The organism is Hylemonella gracilis (genome assembly GCF_004328645.1).
Taxonomy (GTDB): Bacteria; Pseudomonadota; Gammaproteobacteria; order Burkholderiales; family Burkholderiaceae_C; genus Hylemonella; species Hylemonella gracilis_B.
In genome coordinates, this window is sequence record NZ_CP031395.1 from 647,284 (window position 1) to 667,897 (window position 20,614).

Consider the following 20,614-nt stretch of genomic DNA (forward strand, 5'->3'; position numbering starts at 1 on the left):
GCTTCACCGCTTCTCAACGTAGGCCAACACCGCCTCCAGCATCCGCCGTACCCAAGGCTGGATGCCCACCGCCTTCTCAGGCAGGTAATCGAAAGGCTGTTGCTCCATCATGTAGCTGGCCTGCGTCATCTCCAGCTGGATGGCGTGCACGCCCTGCGCGGGCTGACCGTGTTGGCGGGTGATGTGGCCGCCCTTGAAGCGGCCGTTGAGCACGGCGCTGTAGCCGCTCAGCCCCGCCTGACGGCCGATGGCGAGCAGCTGTTCGGCCAGGGCCGGGTCGCAACTGGCGCCGTCGGCGGTGCCGAGGTTGAGGTCGGGCAGACGGCCCTCGAAGAAGCGCGGCACGACCGAGCGGATGGAATGCGCGTCCCACAAGGCGGCGACACCGTGCACGGCCTTGAGGCGCGCGAGTTCGGCACCGAGCCGCGCGTGGTAGGGGCGCCAGATCGCTTCGCGGCGCGCGGCGATCTCGGCGGCGTCGGGTTGCTCGGCCGGGTTCAGGTACAGCGGCGTGTCGTCGAAGGTGTCCACCGGGCACAGGCCGGTCACGCTCTGGCCGGGGTAGAGGCTGCTGCCATCGGGCGGGCGGTTGAGGTCAACGACGTAGCGCGAATGCGTGGCCACGAGCACCGAGGCGCCCAGTTCGTCGGCGAAGTCGTAGAGCCGTTCCAGGTGCCAGTCGGTGTCGGGCACGCCGCGCGCTTCCTCGGTCAGGCGCTGCGCCAGCGCGGGCGGCACGTGGGTGCCCACATGCGGCATGGAGATCAGCAGCGGGCGCGTGCCTTGGCGGAAACGGAAAGGCGGCTCGTTCGTGGCAAAGTTCATGGTCGGGTGTTCTCCAGCAGCTGACGCCGGGCGTTGATGAAGCCCGCGCGCGCGGGGGCGCTCTGGGCATGTTGTCCGTCTTGCACGCGCAGTTGCCCACCGGCCCAGACGCGGACAATGGCCGACTGGCGGTGACTGGCGAAGACATGGGTGGCGAGCATGTCCTCAGGCGTGTTCAAGCCCTGCAGCAGCGGATGCGCGGCGTCCAGCTCCACCAGGTCGGCGCGCTGGCCGGCCACCAGGCCTGCTGCAGCGCCATCGCCATTGTTCAAGTGACCGCTGGCCTGCGCGCCCCCCGCGACGGCCGCCAGGGTCATGGCGGTGGCCACCTGCGGCTGCTCGGCCGTGGCCAGCACATTGCGCTGGCAGGTGGCCAGGCGCTGGCTGTATTCGAGCATCAGCAGTTCCTCGGCGGCATTCACCGTGGCGTGGCTGTCCGAGCCCAGGCCCCAGCGGCCACCGGCGGCCAGCCAGCGCGGCAGATCGAAGATGCCGTCGCCCAGATTGGCCTCGGTGGTTGGGCACAGGCCGGCCACCGCGCCGGTCGCCGCCGCGCGGCGGTACTCCTCGGCGTCCATGTGGGTGGCGTGCACCAGGCACCAACGCGCGTCCACCGGCGCGTGGTCCAGCAGCCACTGCACGGGGCGCTGGCCGCTCCAGGCCAGGCAGGCGTTGACCTCGCCGGTCTGCTCGGCGATGTGGATGTGGATGGGGGCCGTAGCGTCCTGTGCCGTCAGGCCAGCGATGGCCTCGCGCAAGGCGTCCGGCGGCACAGCACGCAGCGAATGCGGCGCCAGGCCCAGGCGCGCACCCTGCGCCCCGCAGAGCGGGCGCAGGCGGTCGAGCAGGGCCAGCATGTTGTCGGTGCGGCGGATGAAACGACGCTGGCCCGCGCTGGGCGGCGTGCCACCGAAACCGCTGGTCTGGTAGAGCACCGGCAGCAGGGTGAGGCCGATGCCGGCGGTCTGCGCCGCGCGCAGAAGGCAGAGCGCGAGCGTGGCGTCGTCGGCATAGGGCTGGCCGTCGAGGCCATGGTGCACGTAGTGGAACTCACAGACGCTGGTGTAGCCGGCTTCCAGCATCTCCACGTAGAGGCCGGTGGCCACGGCTTCCAACTGCTCGGGCGTGATGGCGCCGGCCAGGCGGTACATCAGCTCGCGCCAGCTCCAGAAGCTGTCCTGCGCGGTGCCGCGGTATTCGGTCAGGCCGCCCATGGCGCGCTGGAAAGCGTGCGAGTGCAGATTGGGCAAGCCGGGCAGCACGGGACCGTTCGCCTGTTCCACACCAGGCGGCAGGCTGCTGCCGGGCCGCACGGCGGTCAGCGTGCCGGCGGCGTTCCACCGCAGCAGCACATCGCGCGCCCAGCCCCCGGGCAAGAGGGCGTGGGCGGCGAATACGTCCTTCCCGGGGTCAGGCCGGGAGGTCTGAACGACCCGGGCCTGGGTTTCAGGCGACTTGGGCATGGGCTGGCTCCGGGATGTCATCCAGAACTTGCAGCAAGGCCTGGACAAAACGCAGGTTGTCATCTTCCGTGCCGATGGACACGCGCAGACAGTGTGTGAAACCGGGCTCCTTCCAGGGCTTGACGATCACACCGTGGGCCAGCAGCGCCTCGGCCACCGGGCCACTGGGATGGCCGAGGTCCAAGAAGAGGAAGTTGGCCACCGAGGGCGCGATGCGCAGGCCCGCGAGCGCTTGGCCGGGTCGACCCGGCTGCACCAGTGCTTGCAGGCGTACGACCAGCGCTTCGCGCAGCAGCACGGTTCGGGCCACGCTGGCCTGCATGTGGGCCGCATCGTTCCAGGCTGCCAACGCGGCGCATTGGGCGGCATGGTTGACGTTGAAGGGTGAACGCACTTTGTCCAGCAAGGCCACCAGCGCTGCGTCACTGGCCATGCCATAGCCCACGCGCAGGCCCGCCAGACCCCAGGCCTTGGAGAAGGTGCGCAGCACGATCCACGGGCCGCTGCGCGCGCGCAGCAAGTCCAGCACCTCGGGGTAGTCCGGCTCCAGGCGAGCGTATTCGTAATAGGCTTCGTCCAGCACCAGCACCGTGTGCGCCGGCGTGGCGGCCAGCAGACGCTTCATGGCCGCTTGGTCAAAGGCGCAACCCACCGGGTTGGACGGGTTGGGCACAAAGGCCAGCTTGGGGCCGCGCGCCAACGCCGTGCACCAGGCGTCGACGTCGAAGGTCATGGCCTCGGTCAGTTCGAGCAGTTCAAGCTCGGCGCCCATCATGCGGGGATAGATCTCATGCAGGCCGAAAGCTGGACGCTGCGTCAGCACGCGATCGCCTGGTTGCAGAAAAACCTCGCACAGCAGCTTGAGCAAGTCTTCCGAGCCATTGCCGAACACCAGGCGCTCGGGCGCCACGCCCGTGCCCGCGGCGATGGCGGCACGCAAGGCCGAGCAACGTGCGTCGGGGTAACGGCTGAATTCACCGCTCAGGGCCAGCTCGGCCAACACCCGGCCCACGGCCAGGCTCGCACCAAAGGGGTTCTCGTTGCTGGCCAGGCAGGCCAGGGGCTGCTCCGGTGACAAGCCGTAGCGCTGGCGCACTGTGGCGGGCGAGAGGCCGGCGTTGTAGTCCGGCAGGCCACGCGCCTGCGGTCGGGCCAAGGACATGAGCAGATCGGGCGAGGTGTTCATAGACCGAAGATCTTTCCAGGGTTGAGCAGGTTCAACGGGTCCAGCGCCTGCTTGATGGCACGCATGGCCGCCAACTCCTGCGGCGTGCGGCTGAGGTCGAGGTACGGTTTTTTGTGCAGGCCGATGCCGTGCTCGGCCGAGACGCTGCCCTGGAAACGGGCGACGAGTTCATACAGCAGATCTTCCAGCAGTTCCGTCTGGTGGTCGATGCTGGCGCCGTCGGTGGTGACGTGCAGATTGCTGTCGCCCACATGGCCGAAGAACAGCGTGTGGTGGCCGGGCCAGCGCGCGTCCAGGGTCGCGCGGCAGGCGTCGGCGAAGCGGCCGATGTCGGCCTGCGGCAGGCTGACGTCGAAGTTGATGGGCGGACGCAGTCGGGTCGGGAACTCGGCCGGCGCCTCCCGCAGTTTCCACAGCGCGCGCGCCTGCGCGGTTGATTGGGCGAGCACGGCATCGACCACCTCACCGGCCTGCAAGGCTTCGTCCAGCACGGTCTCCACGGTGGCGTGCAAGCCACCTTCGTCGCGGCCGTCGAGGTCGACCAGGGCCAGCAAGGGATGCGCCTGCGCGAACGGCGCTTGCAATTGCTGCCAGGCCAGCGAGGTCTGCACAAAATCGTCCCACATCAGCTCGAATGCGGCCACGTCATTGCCAAAATACGTGCGCAAACGCGCCAGCAAGGCAAGCGCGGCGTCGAAGTGCGGCAAGGCCAACAGGGCCGTGGTGCGCGCGCCAGGCCGGGGCCGCAGGCGCAGCAGCACGCGTGTGACGATGCCCAGCGTGCCTTCGGCACCGATGAAAAACTGCTTGAGGTCGTAGCCGGTGTTGTTCTTGATCATGGGCCGCAGCATGGGCAGCACCGTGCCGTCGGCCAGCACCACTTCCAGCCCCAGCACCTGTTCGCGCAGCATGCCGAACTGCAGCACGCCGTTGCCTCCGGCATTGGTGGCGACGTTGCCACCGATCTGGCAGCTGCCGCGCGCGCCCAGGTCCACGCCGAACTGCAGGCCCACGGACTGCGCCGCTTCCTGCACCGCTTGCAAGGTCGCGCCGGCCTGGGCCTTGAGCACGGCGGTACGGGCGTCGACCTGCTCGATGGCATGCATGCGTTCGAGCGACAGCAGCACGCAACCGGGCACGGGCACGGCCCCGCCCGCCAGGCCGGTACGCCCGCCTTGGGGTACCACGGGCACGCGGTGCGCGCTGCACAGGCGCATCAGCGCGCTCACTTGAGGCGTGTTGCGCGGGCGCGCCAAGGCCAGCGGACGCACGGGTGGCGCGCCACTCCAGTCCGTGTGATACGTCTCGGGCACCTCGGGGCCGGGCAAGACGAGGTCTGGCCCCAGGGTGGCCGTCAGTTCTTCCAGGAAACGGGTCGGGGACATGCCGGGTCTTTCGTGTGCGTTGGACGCTTGCTCAGTCTCGCCCTGCGATGCGCGCGACGCGCCCCTGGCGCACGATGGTGCAAGACGGTTTGTGTCCCAACCAGTAGGGCAGCTCGGCGACGTCTTGCAAGGGCCACAGCACGAAGTTCGCGGGTCGCCCCGCCGCCAAACTTCCGTGGCTCTGCCGCAGGCCCAGAGCCTCGGCCGCGTGGCGGGTCACCCCCGCCAGCACCTCGGGCACGGTCAGGCGAAACAAGGTGCAGGCCAGGTTCATCATCAGCAGCAAGCTGAGCGTGGGTGAGGTGCCGGGGTTGTGGTCGGTGGACACGGCCATGGGCACACCCGCCGCGCGCAGGGCGGCGATGGGAGGCAGGTGCGTGTCGCGCAGGAAGTAATAGGCCCCGGGCAGCAGCACGGCCACGGTGCCAGCCTGCCGCATGGCGGCGATGCCCTCGGCACTCAGGTGCTCAATGTGGTCACACGAGAGCGCCCCGTAACGCGCGGCCAACGCCGCCCCGCCCATGTCCGACAGTTGCTCGGCATGCAGCTTGACCGGCAGGCCCAGGGCCTGCGCGGCGCGGAACACCTGCTCGGTCTCAGCCAGCGAAAACGCGATGCGCTCGCAGAACACGTCCACCGCGTCGACCAGGCCTTCGGCCGCCAGGGCTGGCATCATCTCCTCGCAGACCAGGTCGATGTAGGCCTGGCTGCGACCCGCGTACTCCGGCGGCAGGGCGTGCGCGCCCAGGAAAGTGGTGCGCACGGTGACGCCGAACTGTGCGCCCAGACGGCGTGCCACCCGCAGCTGGGCACGTTCGTGTTCCAGGCTGAGGCCGTAACCCGACTTGATCTCGATGGCGCAGACGCCTTCGTCCAGCAGGGCCTGCAGGCGCGGTGCGGTCTGGGCCAGCAACTCGTCCTCGCTCGCGGCGCGCGTGGCGCGCACGCTGGAGACGATGCCGCCGCCGGCACGGGCCACGTCCTCATAGCTGGCACCCGCCAGACGCATGGCGAATTCGTTCGCACGCTGGCTCGCGTAGACCAGGTGGGTGTGGCAGTCCACCAGGCCTGGCGTGGCCAGGGCACCCAGCCCGTCATGGCGCGGCAGGTCGGCGTAGGTCGTCGGCAAGTCGGCCCGCAGGCCCAGCCAGGCGATGTGACCCTCGGTGACCACCAGAGCCGCATCGGACAGCGCGGCGGAGCCCGGTGCGCAGGCTTCGGGCGCCAGGGTCAGGTCGGTCCAGACGCCGTCGGCGCTGGGCAATTGTGGGACTGTCATGCGTGCTCCCGTTCAATGGACACGGCCAACAAGGCGAGCGGGCCGTCTTGCACTTCGGGCCGCAGGTGCACGGGCCCACCGCCATCCTGCCACCACAGGCCCTGGTTGGCGGCAAGCGTCCATGCGGCGCTCGCTTCGTTTCCCGGCGCGGCCGCAATGTCCGTCAGTTGCCAACGACCCGCCAGCGCCATCACCAGCCCTTCGCCCGTGGCCGGCAGTGGTGCCGCTTCTCGGTACACCCTCACGCGCGCGCGGCAACGGCCACGACGCACCATGACATTGAAGTCATGGCAATCGCCGGCGATCAACTCCCCCACCACCCGCGCTTCGCCCGCAAAGGCATAGGGTTCCCAAGGACGGTCCAGCCGGTGGTCGAAGGCCCCGTCGGCGCTGCGCAGGCGCACGCCCGCGCCTTCGAGCAAGGTGATGACGCGGTCCACCTGCTCGAAGCGCGAGAAGGGGCCATCGCTGGCGATGTGGGCGATGCTGACCCGCCAGTCGAACGACGCCATGCCCGCGCCCGGCGGCTGGCACACGATCTCGCGCGTGACACCGCCGCCGTTTTTCCACGGCGTGGCGGGCAGTTGCTGGCGGTCGAAGAAGTGGCTGGGCATGGCGCGGAGGGGATGAGGCGGTTCTGACAGCGGCCGTTTTTGCGTTCTGACGTAGCCCGTCAACGCAGCATGGGCAGCTGCAAGCCGAACTTCTTCGCAGTCTCAATCGCCAGTTCATAACCGGCGTCGGCGTGGCGCATCACGCCCGAGCCGCAGTCGTTGACCAGCACCCGCGCCAGCCGCTCGGCCGCCGCATCGCTGCCGTCGGCCACGATCACCATGCCCGCGTGCTGCGAATAGCCCATGCCCACGCCGCCGCCGTGGTGCAGGCTGACCCAGCTGGCGCCGCCCGCAGTGTTGAGCAGGGCGTTGAGCAGGGGCCAGTCGCTCACGGCGTCGGTGCCGTCCTTCATGCCTTCGGTCTCGCGGTTGGGGCTGGCCACCGAGCCGGTGTCCAGGTGGTCGCGGCCAATCACGATGGGCGCCTTGAGCTCGCCCTTCTTCACCATCTCGTTGAAGGCCAGGCCTGCGATGTGGCGCTCGCCCAGGCCCAGCCAGCAGATGCGCGCGGGCAAGCCCTGGAAGGCTATGCGCTCGCGCGCCATGTCCAGCCAGCGCACCATGTGCTTGTTCTGCGGGAACAGTTCCTTGAGCTTGGCGTCGGTCTTGTAGATGTCCTCCGGGTCGCCCGAGAGGGCCACCCAACGGAAGGGCCCCTTGCCCTCGCAGAACAGCGGGCGGATGTAGGCCGGCACGAAACCGGGGAAGTCAAAGGCGTTCTTCACGCCCGCGTCGAAGGCGACCTGGCGGATGTTGTTGCCGTAGTCCACGGTCGGGATGCCCATGGCCTGGAAGTCCAGCATCGCCTGCACGTGCACCGCGCAGCCTTGCGCGGCAGCGGCCTTGAGCACGGCGTGCTGCGCCGGGTCGCGCTGCGCGGTCTTCCACTGCGCCACGGTCCAGCCCGGAGGCAGGTAGCCGTTGATCAGGTCGTGGGCCGAGGTCTGGTCGGTGACGATGTCGGGTCGAATGGCGTTCGGGCCACCGGCCTTGGCGCGCCGCGCCAGCTCGGGCAGCAGCTCGGCCGCGTTGCCCAGCAGGGCGATGGAGACGGCTTCCTTCTTCGCCGTGTGGTGCCGGATCAGCGCGAGGGCGTCGTCGATGTCCTTGGCCTGCTTGTCCACGTAGCGGGTGCGCAGGCGGAAGTCGATGCTGCTCTGCTGGCATTCGATGGCCAGCACGCAAGCGCCGGCCAGCACGCCGGCCAGCGTCTGCGCGCCGCCCATGCCGCCAAGGCCGGCGGTCAGGATCCACTTACCAGACAAGTCGTTGTTGTAGTGCTGGCGGCCGGCCTCGACGAAGGTCTCGAAGGTGCCTTGCACGATGCCCTGGCCGCCGATGTAGATCCAGCTGCCGGCCGTCATCTGGCCATACATGAACAGGCCCTTGCGGTCCAGCTCGTTGAAGTGCTCCCAGTTGGCCCACTTGGGCACCAGGTTGGAGTTGGCGATCAGCACGCGCGGCGCGTTGGCATGGGTCTTGAACACGCCCACCGGCTTGCCCGACTGCACCAGCAGGGATTCGTCCTCGTTCAGTTCCTTGAGGCTGGCCAGGATCTGGTCAAAGCATTCCCAGTTGCGCGCGGCGCGGCCGATGCCGCCGTAGACCACCAGGGCCTGCGGGTTCTCGGCCACTTCCGGGTCCAGGTTGTTCTGAATCATGCGGTAGGCCGCCTCGGTGATCCAGTTCTTGCAGTGCAGGGTATTGCCGCGCGGGGCGCGGATCACGCGGGTCGGGTCCAGGCGGGGGTCGGTGGTGGTGGTCATGGAAAGCTCCTGGGACAAATCTTGGAACGGGCTTGGAACAGAAGAAGAACTCAGGCCAGGGCCGGCAGGCTCACGGACGGCGCGGCCTGCGCCAGGGCGCCACCACGCACGAGGGCGATGGCGGCCTGCAGGTCGGGGCTGATGTGGCGATCCTCATCGAGGTGCGGCACCTGCTGGCGCAGCAGCGCGCGCACGGCGCTCAGCGGCGCGCTGGTCTGCAGCGGCGCATGGAAGTCGCAGCCCTGAGCCGCGCACAGCCATTCGATGGCGATCACGGCCATGGCGTTCTCGGCCATGGGCAACAAGCGGCGGGCGCCGTGCGCGGCCATGGAGACGTGGTCTTCCTGGTTGGCCGAAGTCGGAATGGAGTCCACGCTGGCCGGGTAGGCACGCTGCTTGTTCTCCGAAACCAGGGCGGCGGCCGTGACCTGCGGGATCATGAACCCCGAGTTCAGGCCGGGCTTGGGCGTGAGGAAGGCCGGCAGCCCTGACAACGCCGGGTCCACCAGCATGGCGACGCGGCGCTCGGCCAGCGAGCCGATTTCGCAGATGGCCATGGCGATCATGTCGGCCGCGAAGGCCACGGGTTCGGCGTGGAAGTTGCCGCCCGAAAGCGCCTCGCCGCCATGGTCAGCACTGAAGATCAGCGGGTTGTCGGACACACCATTGGCCTCGGTCTCCAGCATCGACGCCGCGTGGTGCAGCAGGTCCAGGCAGGCCCCCATCACCTGCGGTTGGCAGCGCAGGCAATACGGGTCCTGCACACGCTCGTCGCCCTGCAGATGGGAGGCGCGGATGGGGCTGCCGGCGAGCAGTTGGCGCAGCGCCTCGGCGGTCGCGATCTGACCCCGGTGCTTGCGCAGGGCGTGGATGCGCGGATCGAAGGGCGCGTCCGAGCCCTTGGCCGCGTCGGTGGCCAGGGCCCCGGTCAGCAAGGCCGACTGGAACAGACGCTCGGCCTCGAACAAGCCGGCCAGCGCGTTGGCGGTGGAAAACTGGGTGCCGTTGAGCAGGGCCAGCCCTTCCTTGGGCCCGAGCGTGACCGGCGCCAGCCCCGCGCGGGCCAGTGCCTCAAGGGCCGGCAGGCGGCCACTCGGCGTCTCGGCCTCGCCGACACCGATCATCACCGCCGTCATATGCGACAGCGGCGCCAGGTCGCCCGACGCGCCCACCGAACCCTGGGCCGGTACCACCGGGATCACGCCGCGCGCCAGCATGGCTTCCAGCAAGGCCAGGGTGGCGGGGCGGATGCCCGAGGCACCTTGGGCCAGGCTGACCAGCTTGAGCGCCATCATCAAGCGCGTCACCGGCTGCAGCGTGGCTTCGCCCACGCCGGCTGCGTGCGAGAGCACGATGTTGCGCTGCAGGGTTTCCAAGTCCTCGGCGGGGATGCGCACGCTGGCCAGCTTGCCGAAGCCGGTGTTGATTCCGTAGACCGGCTCGCCGCGCGCGACGATGCGCGCCACAGTCTCGGCGCTGGCGACAACGGCCGGCGCGGCATCGGGGTCCAGGCGCAGTGCCGCGCCGCGGTAGATGGCACGCCAGTGGGCCAGGGGCACGTCGCCCGGTGTGAGCGTCAGGGTCGAGAGGGTGGGGTCAGCTGTCATGGCATTCCTGTCTAGACAAGTACGGGCGTGAATACGGAAGCAGGTGAACGAAGCAAGGATGCGTCGCGTCAGGTGTGCACGGGATTGCCGTCGGCGTGGTAACGGCTGCCCAGTCGGTAGCGGTTGGCCGGATGCAGGCAGCGCACCAGGGTCACGGGGGTGCTGCGGGTCCAGGTGCGGCGCGTCAGCAGCAAGCAGGGCTGGGTGACGGGCATCTGGAGTTGCAAGGCCTGCTCGGCCGTGGGCAGCACCGCGTCCACCACGTGCTCGATTTCGTCGAAAGGCACGTTGCGCACCAGGTACTCCGACGGCTGCTGCTGGCGGAAATCCTGCTGCCCGTAGTCGGGCACCACGCGCGGGTTGACGTAACGGTCTTCGAGCTGGATGGGCAGTCCGTCCTCGAAGTGCACACAGACCGAGTGGAAAACCGATTCTCCGGTGCGCACGTCCAGCGCCGCCGCGATGTCCAGCGCGGCCGCGACCCGCTCCACCGCCAGGATGTCGCAGCGGTAGTCATGGCCACGGGCGCGGATCTCACTGCCCAAATTGGCGATCTGCAGCAGCGTGGACTGCGGCTTGGCCTCGGCGACGAAGCTGCCGACGCCCGCCACGCGCACGATGCGACCCTGTTCGCTCAACTCACGTAGGGCGCGGTTGACCGTCATGCGCGCGATGCCGAAATGCGCCACCAGCTCGTGCTCCGAGGGCAGGCGGTCGCCGGGGCGCAGGCTGCCGTCCTGGATCTTGCGGGCGATGTAGTCCTTGACCTGTTGGTAGAGCGCGACCGAGCTCGCGGAGGCGTCAGCGCGTGGGCGGGAGGGGGCGGCGGAGCGTGTCATGCGATTCGAGGCGTTCAGTGCTCGGCGGCGGCCATGGATTCGGCGCGGATTTCCTCGGTCAGCCGCGCCTTGATGGCCATGAACTCGGGCGAGGTCTTGACCGTGTAGTGGCGCGGGTGCGGGAAGTCCACCGCGATCTCGGTCTTGATGCGACCGGGTCGCGCGCTGAACACGGCCACGCGATTGGCCATGAAGATGGCCTCGTCGATGTCGTGGGTCACGAAGAGCACGGTCTTCTGCGCCGACTCCCAGATGCCCAGCAGCAGTTCCTGCATCAGCACGCGGGTCTGGTTGTCCAGCGCGCCGAAGGGCTCGTCCAGCAGCAGGATCTTGGGATCGTTCGCCAGCGCACGCGCGATGGCCGTGCGCTGCTGCATGCCGCCCGAGAGCTGCTTGGGGAAGTGCTGCTCGAAACCGCGCAGGCCGACCTTGGCGATGAAATAGTCCGAACGTTCCTTCTGTTGCGCCTCGGGCAGGCCGCGCTCACGCAGACCGAAACGGATGTTCTGCTCGATGGTGAGCCAGGGAAACAGCGTGTAGCTCTGGAACACCATGCCACGGTCGGCGCCGGGGCCTTCCACGGGCTGGCCATCCAACAGCACCTGGCCGGTGCTGGGTTGGTCCAGCCCCGCGACAATGCGCAGCAGCGTGGACTTGCCGCAGCCCGAGGGACCGAGGATCGTGACGAAGTCGTTCTCGCGCACCTCGAAATCGATGGGCGTGAGCGCCTGGGTCTGGACGCCCTTGGGGCTGGTGAAGACACGCGAGACCCCCTGGATGGACAGCTGCACGGACGGCTTGGGGAAAGTAGGGACCGAGGCACTCACAGCGAACTCCAGGCGAACAGGCGGCGATTGAGGGCCTTGAAGGCGAAATCGGAAACCAGGCCGATGAGGCCGATCACGATGATGCCGAAGATGATCTGGCCGGTGTTGAGCAGGGCCTGGCTGTCGGTGATCATGTGGCCAATGCCCGAGGACGAACCGATCAGCTCGGCCACGATGACGTAGGTCCAGGCCCAGCCCAGCACGAGGCGCAGGGTCTCGGCGATCTCGGGCGCCGCGCCGGGGATCAGCACGCGCTGGACGATGCCTTGGTTGCTGGCGCCCAGGGTGTAGGCGGCTTCGACCAGGTCCTTGCGCGCCGCGCCGACCGTGACCGCGACCATCAGCACGATCTGAAACACCGAGCCGATGAAGATGACCAGCACCTTCTGCAGCTCGCCGATGCCCGCCCAGAGGATGAGCAAGGGGATGAAGGCCGAGGCCGGCAGGTAACGGCAGAACGACACAAAGGGTTCGAGAAAGGCCTCGACGCCCTTGTGCGCGCCCATGGCGATGCCCAGGGGCACCGCGACCACGGCCGCCAGCAGGAAGCCGCCGAAGACCCGCCACACCGTCATGCCGATGTCGTGGATGAAATTGAACTCGGTGAACAGCAGCCAGCCTTCCCTCGCCATGGTCAGCGGACTGGCCAGGAAGGTGGACGAGACATAACCGCCGAGCGTGAAGAACGCCCAGACACCGAAGAACACGACGAAGAAGCCCAGGCCCAGCAGCCAGCGCGCACGCGCGCTGACCGCTTGCAGGGGCGCCAGGCCACGGCGCTTGCGCCGCGCGGGCGCGACGCTGGCCGACATGACGGGAGACGTGGTCATGGACTTACTTGATGTAGCTGGTGTCGAACATGGCGTCGTAGTTGTCCGGCAGCTTGCGGATCACGCCGGCTTCCAGCAGGATGGCCGCCGCGTCCTTCATGAAGGCCTGCAGTTCACCCGCGAAGAACTTCTGGTTGGCGGCCTTGTCCTGCCAGCGCAGGTACTTGGACGAATTGGCGAAGGCTTCGCCGGTCTGCTTGACGGCCGAGCCCATGATCTCGTTGGCCTTGGCCGGGTCGGACTTGATCATGGCCAGGGCCTCGAAGTACGAATTGGCCAGGGCCTGGGCCGCCTTGGGGTTGGCCTTGAGCCAGTCCGGGGCGCAGCCGACCGTGTCCATCACCATGGGGTAGTCCAGGGTGGTGGCGATGATCGTGCCGGCGGCCGGGTTGGCACGCACGGTCGAGAGGTAGGGCTCGTAGGTCATCGTGGCGTCGTTCTGGCCGGTCACGAAAGCCTGGGCCGAGGCCTGGGGCGACAGCGTCACAGTCTTGACGTCCTTCATGGTCAGGCCGTTCTTGCTCAGCATCCAGGCCAGGCCGAAGTAAGGCGCGGTGCCAGGCGCGTCCACGCCCACGGTCTTGCCCTTGAGGTCGGCGATGCTCTTGATGTCGTTGCGCACGGCCAGGCCATCGGCGCCGTAGGACTTGTCCATCTGGAAGATCTGCACGATGGGCACGCCGTTGGTGTTCCAGGCGACGTGGGTCTCCACGGTCGTCGCCGCGCACTGGATGGCCTTGGCGGCCAGGGCCAGGTGGCGGTCCTTCTGCGGAATCATCTTGATTTCCACGTCCAGGCCGTTCTTCTTGAAGATGCCGGCCTTGTCGGCCAGCGTCAGCGGGGCAAAGCCGGTCCAGCCCGACATGCCGAGGGCGATCTTGGTGTCCTGCGCCTGGACGGCGCCGGCGACCAGCAGGGCCGAGGCCAGCAGGGCCGCGGATTTCACGAGGGACTTGCGCATACAAATTTCCTTTGCCTGAGAAAAGAAGGACCGCTTGCGCGGCACGGAAACCCGGCCCAGAGGTCTGATTGACCCAACCTGTCTATACAAGATGAAGCGTGCTCAACAATCCGCCCCACCGTCTCCAGACGGCTTTCGCGTCGAGAGTCAGCACCGGTCCGGTGTATGGTGCCCCAGCCTGGGGCAGTTTGAATACGGACCTGCACCATCTTGCTGTATAGACAAGCCTGTGCTAGGAAAGGTGCGCTCAGTTCAGCACAAGCCGTGCCAGTTCGAGCAGACAGACCAGTGACGCAGGTCCGTGCGCGGCGTCTCAGAGCCTCAGAGGTTAGGCGCCAGCAGGCGCTGCAAAGCCTGCTCGCTCAGGCCCCGTCGCCGCGCCTGATCGTGCAACTGGTCTTCGCCGATGCGACCCACATTGAAATAACGCGCCTCGGGATGCGCGAGGAAAAATCCCGAGACGCTGGCGGCGGGCATCATGGCCAGGCTCTCGGTCAGGCTCATGCCGATGTCTTCGCATTGCAGCAGCGCGAACATGTCGCGCTTGACGCTGTGGTCCGGGCAAGCCGGGTAACCCGGGGCGGGGCGGATGCCTTGGTATTTTTCGGCGATCATGTCCTCGTTACCCAGCTTTTCCTGCGACGCGTAGCCCCAGAGGTCGGTGCGCACGCGATGGTGCAGGCATTCGGCGTAGGCCTCGGCCAGGCGGTCGGCGAGGGCTTTGAGCATGATGGCGCTGTAGTCGTCGTGCGCGTCGATGAACTGCTGCTCTTTCTTCTCGATGTTCAGGCCGGCCGTGACGGCGAACACACCTACGTAATCGGCCACCCCGCTGTCGCGCGGCGCAACGAAATCAGCCAAGGCTCGGCTCGGGCGAAAGACTTTGCGTCCATCCTCGCCCACATCGGCCTGCTTCTCGGTCTGCTGGCGCAGGCCATACCAAACCAGCGCTTCGTGCGCGCGGCTTTCATCGGTGTAGAGCGCGATGTCGTCCTCGTTGATGCTGGCGGCAGGGTAGAGGCCCACCACCGCGCTGGCCGTGAGCCAGCGACCTTCGATCAGTCGCTGCAGCATGCGCTGGCCATCCACATAGACTTTCTGCGCCTGCTCGCCCACCACCTCGTCCTGCAGGATGGCCGGGTAAGCGCCCGCCAGGTCCCAGGTCTGGAAGAAAGGCGCCCAGTCGATGTACTTCGCCAGTTCCACCAAATCGAAATTCTTGAACACACGGCGACCGATGAACTTGGGTTTTGCTGGTGTGTAGCCTCGCCAATCGATGGGCGTCTTGTTGGCGCGAGCCTGTTCCAGCGTCCAGAGCGCGGCTTGCTTCTTGTTGGCGTGCTGCGTGCGTACCTTCTCGTAGTCCGCCTTCAGCTCGGCGATGTAGGTGGCCGCCTGTTCGGAGAGCAGGCCCTGCGCCACGCTGACACTGCGCGAGGCATCAGGCACATAGACCACGGGGCCTTCGTAATGCGGCGCGATCTTGACGGCGGTGTGCACCCGGCTGGTGGTGGCGCCGCCGATCAGCAGCGGCGTCTTGCGGCTGCGGAAATGTTCGTCCTTCTGCATCTCGGCGGCGACATACTGCATCTCCTCCAGGCTGGGCGTGATCAGGCCGGACAGGCCCACGATGTCCGCGGACTCAGCCTTGGCCTTGGCCAGGATTTCATGGGCCGGCACCATGACGCCCATGTTGATGACGTCGTAGTTGTTGCACTGGAGCACGACGGTGACGATGTTCTTGCCGATGTCGTGCACGTCGCCCTTGACGGTGGCGATGACGATCTTGCCGCGCGCGCTCACGTCCTGGCCCGCCGCCAGCTGCAGACGCTTTTCTTCCTCGATGTAGGGCACCAGGTGGGCCACGGCCTGCTTCATCACGCGCGCACTCTTGACCACCTGGGGCAGGAACATCTTGCCCGCGCCAAACAGGTCGCCCACGATGTTCATGCCGTCCATCAACGGTCCTTCGATCACATGCAGCGGCCGACCGCCCTTGGCGACGATGGCGCGGTAGACCTCCTCGGTATCTTCCGTGATGTGGTCGGTGATGCCATGCACCAGGGCGTGGCTGAGGCGCTGGGCGACGGGCAGGGCGCGCCATTCGTTCTTTTTGCCTTCGTCTTTGGCCGCACCCTTGGCGCTTTCAGCGATTTCCACCAGGCGCTCGCCCGCGTCCTCGCGGCGATTGAGCACCACGTCCTCGACCCGCTCGCGCAGCATCGGATCCAGGTCGTCGTAGACGCCCACCATGCCCGCGTTGACGATGCCCATGTCCATGCCGGCCTTGATGGCGTGGTAGAGGAACACCGTGTGGATGGCCTCGCGCACCGGCTCGTTGCCACGGAAGCTGAAGGAGACGTTGGAAACACCCCCACTGACCTTGGCGCCCGGCAGATGGTGCTTGATCCAGCGCGTGGCCTCGATGAAGTCCACCGCGTAATTGTTGTGTTCCTCGATGCCGGTGGCGATGGCGAAGATATTGGGGTCGAAGATGATGTCCTCGGCGGGGAAATCCACCTCGTCCACCAGGATGCGGTAGGCACGCTCGCAGATCTCGATCTTGCGCGCATAGGTGTCGGCCTGTCCTGTTTCGTCGAAAGCCATGACCACGGTGGCCGCACCGTAGCGCTTGACCAGTCGGGCCTGGCGCTTGAACTCGTCCACGCCCTCCTTCATGGAGATGGAGTTGACGATGCCCTTGCCCTGGATGCAGCGCAGACCGGCCTCGATCACGCTCCACTTGGAGCTGTCGATCATCACCGGCACGCGGGCGATGTCGGGTTCGCTGGCGATCAGGTTCAGGAAACGCACCATGGCAGCCTGGCTGTCGAGCATGGCCTCGTCCATGTTGACGTCGATCACCTGGGCGCCGTTCTCGACCTGCTGGCGCGCGACGGCCAGCGCTTCCTCGAACTGGCCGTTCAGGATCATGCGGGCAAAGGCCTTGGAGCCGGTAACGTTGGTGCGCTCGCCGATGTTGACGAAGAGCGAACCCGGTCCGATGGCCAAGGGTTCCAGGCCGGACAGCTTGAGAGGAGGAAGAGAAACTTCGGACACGGCTCACCTGCGAAAAAACGGAGTCAGGTGAGCGTCGTTGCGAAAAGAAGGTCCCAAGCCTGACGCACGGGCCCGTGCGCTGCAACGCTCCTTGGAACAGGCGTGATTTTAAGGGGCGGCGGTGGCAGGCAGGCCGAACACCCGGTCGAAGGCCCAGGTGAAGGCAAAGGTGTAGCCCAGAAAGAACAGCACCAACCCCAGATCCATCACCAAGGCGTGCCACAGGCTCACGCCCAGCCACCAGGCGATCAGGGGCACCAGCACCAGCACTAGGCCACCCTCGAACATCAGCGCGTGCGCCACGCGCCGCCCGAAATTACGACCGCGTACCGACTGACGGGCTTCCCAGCGCTCGAAGGCGTGGTTGAACACGAGGTTCCAGAGCACCGCCGTGACCGAGCAGGCGACCGACAGCGCGCTGGCCCGGCCCACGCCCTGGCCCGAAGCCAGGGCGAAGCCCACGGTGCAGATAGCAATGGCAATGGCCTCGTAAAGGGCGACGTAGACGATCTTGCGTCGGATGCCTTGCATGGATGCTTTCTTCGCTGATTCAGGTGGCCGCGACGGCGATCACGCGGCGGCCGCCCTGCGGCCGCGTCTGGATGGCGCGCGCGCGCAATTGGCCGCACCCGCCGTCCACGTCCTGCCCGGCCGACTGACGCAGCTTGGTCAGGATGCCGCGCTGATGCAGACTGCGCGCCATGGCCAGGGCCGCTTCGGATGTGGGACGCCGGTAGGGCAGGTCGTCCACCGCGTTGTAGGGAATGAGGTTGAGTATGGCGTACTTGCCTTGCAGCAGGCGCGCCAGGCCTTCGATTTCCTCGTCACCATCATTGATACCCTCGAGCAGGGTCCACTGGTACTGGATGGGGTAGGCGGTGAGGCGCGCGTAGCGCTCGCCCGCCTCCACCAGTTCCTCGGGCGTCAGGCGCGGCGCGCGCGGCAGCAACTGCGCGCGCAGATCGGCCCGCGTGGTGTGCAGGGACAAAGCCAGGGCGGGGCGCACCTGGTCCGCGCTCCGACTTTGCAAGGCCTCGAACACCCGCGGATCACCGACCGTGGAGAACACCAGGTTCTTGTGCCCGATGTCCCCCGCCGTGCCCAGCAGATCGATCGCCTCCAGCACATTGTCCAGGTTGTGCGCCGGTTCGCCCATGCCCATGAACACCACGCGACGCACGGTGGCGGACGCGCGGGCCAGGGCCACCTGGGCGACGATCTCGGCGCTGCCGAGCTGGCGAATCAGGCCCGTGCGTCCGGTCATGCAGAACACGCAGCCCACGGCACAACCCACCTGCGTGGAGACACACAGCGTGGGAGCGCGTTGACGCGACCCCGCCGTGGGCATGAGCACGCTCTCGACCAACTGGCCATCGGCCAGCGCCACGACCTGCCGCCGCGAGCCGTCCTCACCGGGGTGTTCTGCATGCAGGGTCGCCAGCGCGGCCAGATCACGCGTGATCTCCGGCAGGGCCGCACGCAGGGTGGCCGGCAGGAAGTTCTCGATCGGGCGTGGGCCGTCGTCCTGCGGCTTGGCTTGGGACCACAGGCGCAGCACGCGGTGTTCGTGACGGGGATTGGCGCCCAGCGCCCGCAGGCGCCGGCGCAGGGTATCGATCTGCATGGGCGGGAACCAGGGCCCCGACGGGGGCCCGGCCCCTTAGCTTACCCGTTTGGCCTGCGCCTGCCTGGACGAAGTGCGCACGCTCCAGACCATGGTCACAGCCAGGATGCCCACCACCACCGCAAGGGACACCGTGACCGGGATCTTGTAGACATCGATCAGCATCATCTTGGCACCGATGAAGACCAGGATCACGGCCAGGCCGTAGTTCAGCAGATGGAAGCGATGGGCCACGGCCTGCAGCAGGAAGAACATGGCGCGCAGGCCGAGGATGGCGAACACGTTGCTCGTGAGCACGATGAAGGGGTCCTGCGTGATCGCGAAGATGGCCGGAATGGAATCGACCGCGAAGATCACGTCGGTCAGGCCGACCAGGGCGACCACCATGAGCAGGGGCGTAGCGATGCGCTTGCCGTTCTCGACGGTCCAGAACTTCTCGCCGTCGAAACCCTGGCTCACCGGCATCACGCGGCGCAACAGGCGCAGGGCGGGGTTGTCGTCCAGACTGCCTTCCTTGCCCGCAGCCCACCACATCTTGAGGCCGGTCAGCACGAGGAAAGCACCGAAGACGTAGAGGATCCAGTGGAACTGCGCGAGCAGCCAGCCGCCCGCGAGGATCATCACGGTGCGCAGCAGGATGGCGCCAACGATGCCGATCATCAGCACCCGCTTCTGGTAGGCCGACGGCACCGCGAAGTAGGTGAAGATCATCAGGAAGACGAAGATGTTGTCGACCGCCAGGCTCTTCTCGATCAGGTAGCCGGTGAGGAATTCGAGCGACTTCTCATGCGCCAGCTCGCGCGAGCCGCTGGCCTCGAGCACCGCCCACCAGAGCAAGGCGTTGAAGATAAGGCTCAGGCCGATCCAGATCAGGGACCAGTTGAGGGCCTCCTTGACGCCCACGGCATGAGCGCCCTGTTTACGGAGAACGACGAAGTCGACGAAGAGCGCCGCCAGAACGAAGGCGACAAAAACCAGCCACAGCCAGAGTGGCGCAATGCTTTGCATGAGAAACCTCGCTTGCAGTGTTGAACAACACCCGCAAGGTCTTGCCGGACCCGGGCGTGGTGCCCGGGCCGGGGTCCCGGCCGCGATGAAGCGGCGTACTGACGGAACCCCGTCGACCTGAACCGGCGTGGCGCCGGACCTGTCGCTTGACTACTCCCCTTGATGGGAAGCGCGATTGTGCCGTCGCGCCCAAGCCCCCAGCCAGCGTGGGGTCAGGCAGCTTCCCGATAGAAGGGGCCAACAGCACCGAGTGGACGTGCGGGCACGGGCACCACGGCCTGCCGGATCGCGCCGATGTGCTCGGGCGTGGTGCCGCAGCAGCCACCCACGATGTTGACCAGCCCCTCGGCGGCGAATTCGTGCAGCAGGCGGCTGGTCACGTCCGGCGTTTCGTCGAAGCCGGTGTCGCTCATGGGGTTGGGCAGACCAGCATTGGGGTAGCAGCTGATGAAGGTGTCCAGCGCAACCTTGGCCAGTTCCTGGATGTAGGGCCGCATCAGCGTCGCGCCAAGCGCGCAGTTCAGACCCACGGCCAGCGGGCGGGCGTGGCGCACGCTGTGCCAGAAAGCGGTGACGGTCTGTCCGCTGAGGATGCGGCCGGAGGCATCGGTGACCGTGCCACTGATGAGCATGGGCAGGCGTTCGCCCGTGGCGTCAAAGGCTTCCTCGACGGCGAACAGGGCCGCCTTGGCGTTCAGCGTGTCGAAGATGGTCTCGACCAGCAGGACGTCCGAGCCGCCCTCGATCAGGGCAACGGTCTGCTCGAAATAAGAAGCGCGCAACTCCTCGAAATCGACATTGCGCGCGCCCGGGTCATTGACGTCGGGGCTGATGCTGGCCGTGCGTGGCGTGGGGCCGAGCGCGCCGGCCACGTAACGCGGTTGATCCGGCGTGCTGAATTGGTCGCAGGCCGCGCGCGCGAGGCGGGCTGAGGCGAGGTTCATCTCGCGCGCCAGGCCCGCCATGTCGTAGTCGGACTGCGCGATGCGGGTGGCGCCGAAGGTGTTGGTTTCGATCAGGTCAGCGCCCGCGGCGAGGTATTTTTCGTGGATGGCAGAGATCACGTCCGGGCGGGTGAGCGAGAGCAGCTCGTTGTTGCCCTTGAGGTCGCGCGGGAAATCACGGAAGCGTGCCAAGGCCTCGGCGGGCCCACCCTCCCCGCGGTACTGCATTTCACTCAGTTTGAAGCGCTGGATCATGGTGCCCATCGCGCCATCGAGGATGGCGATGCGCCGCCGCAGTACGTCGGGCAGTTCGCGGGCACGGGTGTAGGCGAGCGGTTTCATGGGCCACATTGTAGGGAGGCGACAATCAGGCCACAGCCCGGAACCCCTCTTGAA

General features: G+C 67.3%; 17 protein-coding genes and 1 riboswitch. All 17 genes read right to left on the bottom strand.

What is annotated here, in order from left to right; all coding sequences use genetic code 11:
• Positions 1–3: 3 nt before the first annotated feature.
• The 17 genes from hutG to DW355_RS03300 all read right to left on the bottom strand — a co-directional run bounded on the left by hutG (position 4) and on the right by DW355_RS03300 (position 20,560).
• Positions 4–825: an N-formylglutamate deformylase gene (gene hutG / locus DW355_RS03220; RefSeq protein ID WP_131277925.1), complete on the bottom strand. Its 822-nt coding sequence runs from the start codon at positions 823–825 to the stop codon at positions 4–6.
• Positions 822–2,288 carry a formimidoylglutamate deiminase gene (locus DW355_RS03225; RefSeq protein WP_131277926.1) on the bottom strand — a complete coding sequence of 489 codons (1,467 nt, stop codon included), beginning with the start codon at positions 2,286–2,288 and terminating at the stop codon, positions 822–824. Before DW355_RS03225 ends, hutG begins: the two co-directional genes overlap by 4 nt.
• Positions 2,272–3,474 carry an aminotransferase class I/II-fold pyridoxal phosphate-dependent enzyme gene (locus tag DW355_RS03230; protein WP_131277927.1) on the bottom strand — a complete coding sequence of 401 codons (1,203 nt, stop codon included), beginning with the start codon at positions 3,472–3,474 and terminating at the stop codon, positions 2,272–2,274. The genes DW355_RS03225 and DW355_RS03230 overlap by 17 nt, the downstream gene beginning before the upstream one ends.
• Complete coding sequence (locus DW355_RS03235) at positions 3,471–4,859, bottom strand: FAD-binding oxidoreductase (RefSeq protein WP_131277928.1); 1,389 nt, start codon at positions 4,857–4,859, stop codon at positions 3,471–3,473. The genes DW355_RS03230 and DW355_RS03235 overlap by 4 nt, the downstream gene beginning before the upstream one ends.
• Positions 4,860–4,890: 31 nt before the next feature.
• Positions 4,891–6,138: an imidazolonepropionase gene (gene hutI / locus DW355_RS03240; protein WP_131277929.1), complete on the bottom strand. Its 1,248-nt coding sequence runs from the start codon at positions 6,136–6,138 to the stop codon at positions 4,891–4,893.
• Positions 6,135–6,752, bottom strand: coding sequence for a HutD/Ves family protein (locus tag DW355_RS03245; RefSeq protein ID WP_131277930.1), 618 nt, complete (start codon positions 6,750–6,752; stop codon positions 6,135–6,137). The genes hutI and DW355_RS03245 overlap by 4 nt, the downstream gene beginning before the upstream one ends.
• A 59-nt stretch (positions 6,753–6,811) precedes the next feature.
• Positions 6,812–8,518: a urocanate hydratase gene (gene hutU / locus DW355_RS03250; RefSeq protein ID WP_131277931.1), complete on the bottom strand. Its 1,707-nt coding sequence runs from the start codon at positions 8,516–8,518 to the stop codon at positions 6,812–6,814.
• Positions 8,519–8,568: 50 nt separating this feature from the next.
• Positions 8,569–10,125 (bottom strand): histidine ammonia-lyase, encoded by a 1,557-nt coding sequence (gene hutH / locus DW355_RS03255; protein WP_131277932.1) that lies wholly within the window; start codon positions 10,123–10,125, stop codon positions 8,569–8,571.
• A 68-nt stretch (positions 10,126–10,193) separates the two neighbouring features.
• Entirely contained in the window at positions 10,194–10,964 is a 771-nt protein-coding gene (gene hutC / locus DW355_RS03260; protein WP_207388070.1) for a histidine utilization repressor, read from the bottom strand.
• Between the two features lie 14 nt (positions 10,965–10,978).
• Positions 10,979–11,791 (bottom strand): ABC transporter ATP-binding protein, encoded by an 813-nt coding sequence (locus DW355_RS03265; protein ID WP_242671287.1) that lies wholly within the window; start codon positions 11,789–11,791, stop codon positions 10,979–10,981.
• Complete coding sequence (locus DW355_RS03270) at positions 11,788–12,621, bottom strand: ABC transporter permease (protein WP_131277934.1); 834 nt, start codon at positions 12,619–12,621, stop codon at positions 11,788–11,790. Before DW355_RS03270 ends, DW355_RS03265 begins: the two co-directional genes overlap by 4 nt.
• Before the next feature lie 4 nt (positions 12,622–12,625).
• Positions 12,626–13,582, bottom strand: coding sequence for an ABC transporter substrate-binding protein (locus tag DW355_RS03275; RefSeq protein WP_131277935.1), 957 nt, complete (start codon positions 13,580–13,582; stop codon positions 12,626–12,628).
• A gap of 321 nt (positions 13,583–13,903) precedes the next feature.
• Positions 13,904–16,642: a methionine synthase gene (metH, locus tag DW355_RS03280; protein ID WP_131277936.1), complete on the bottom strand. Its 2,739-nt coding sequence runs from the start codon at positions 16,640–16,642 to the stop codon at positions 13,904–13,906.
• A gap of 22 nt (positions 16,643–16,664) precedes the next feature.
• Positions 16,665–16,741: riboswitch (S-adenosyl-L-homocysteine riboswitch) on the bottom strand.
• A 9-nt stretch (positions 16,742–16,750) separates the two neighbouring features.
• On the bottom strand, positions 16,751–17,173 hold the full coding sequence (locus DW355_RS03285; protein ID WP_131277937.1) for a PACE efflux transporter: 423 nt from the start codon (positions 17,171–17,173) through the stop codon (positions 16,751–16,753).
• Between the two features lie 19 nt (positions 17,174–17,192).
• The gene (locus tag DW355_RS03290; protein WP_131277938.1) at positions 17,193–18,266 is read right to left on the bottom strand and encodes an RNA methyltransferase; all 1,074 of its coding nucleotides are present in this window, start codon (positions 18,264–18,266) and stop codon (positions 17,193–17,195) included.
• A gap of 36 nt (positions 18,267–18,302) precedes the next feature.
• Entirely contained in the window at positions 18,303–19,274 is a 972-nt protein-coding gene (locus DW355_RS03295; protein WP_131277939.1) for a TerC family protein, read from the bottom strand.
• Between the two features lie 212 nt (positions 19,275–19,486).
• Positions 19,487–20,560 (bottom strand): homocysteine S-methyltransferase family protein, encoded by a 1,074-nt coding sequence (locus DW355_RS03300; RefSeq protein ID WP_131277940.1) that lies wholly within the window; start codon positions 20,558–20,560, stop codon positions 19,487–19,489.
• Between the last annotated feature and the right edge of the window lie 54 nt (positions 20,561–20,614).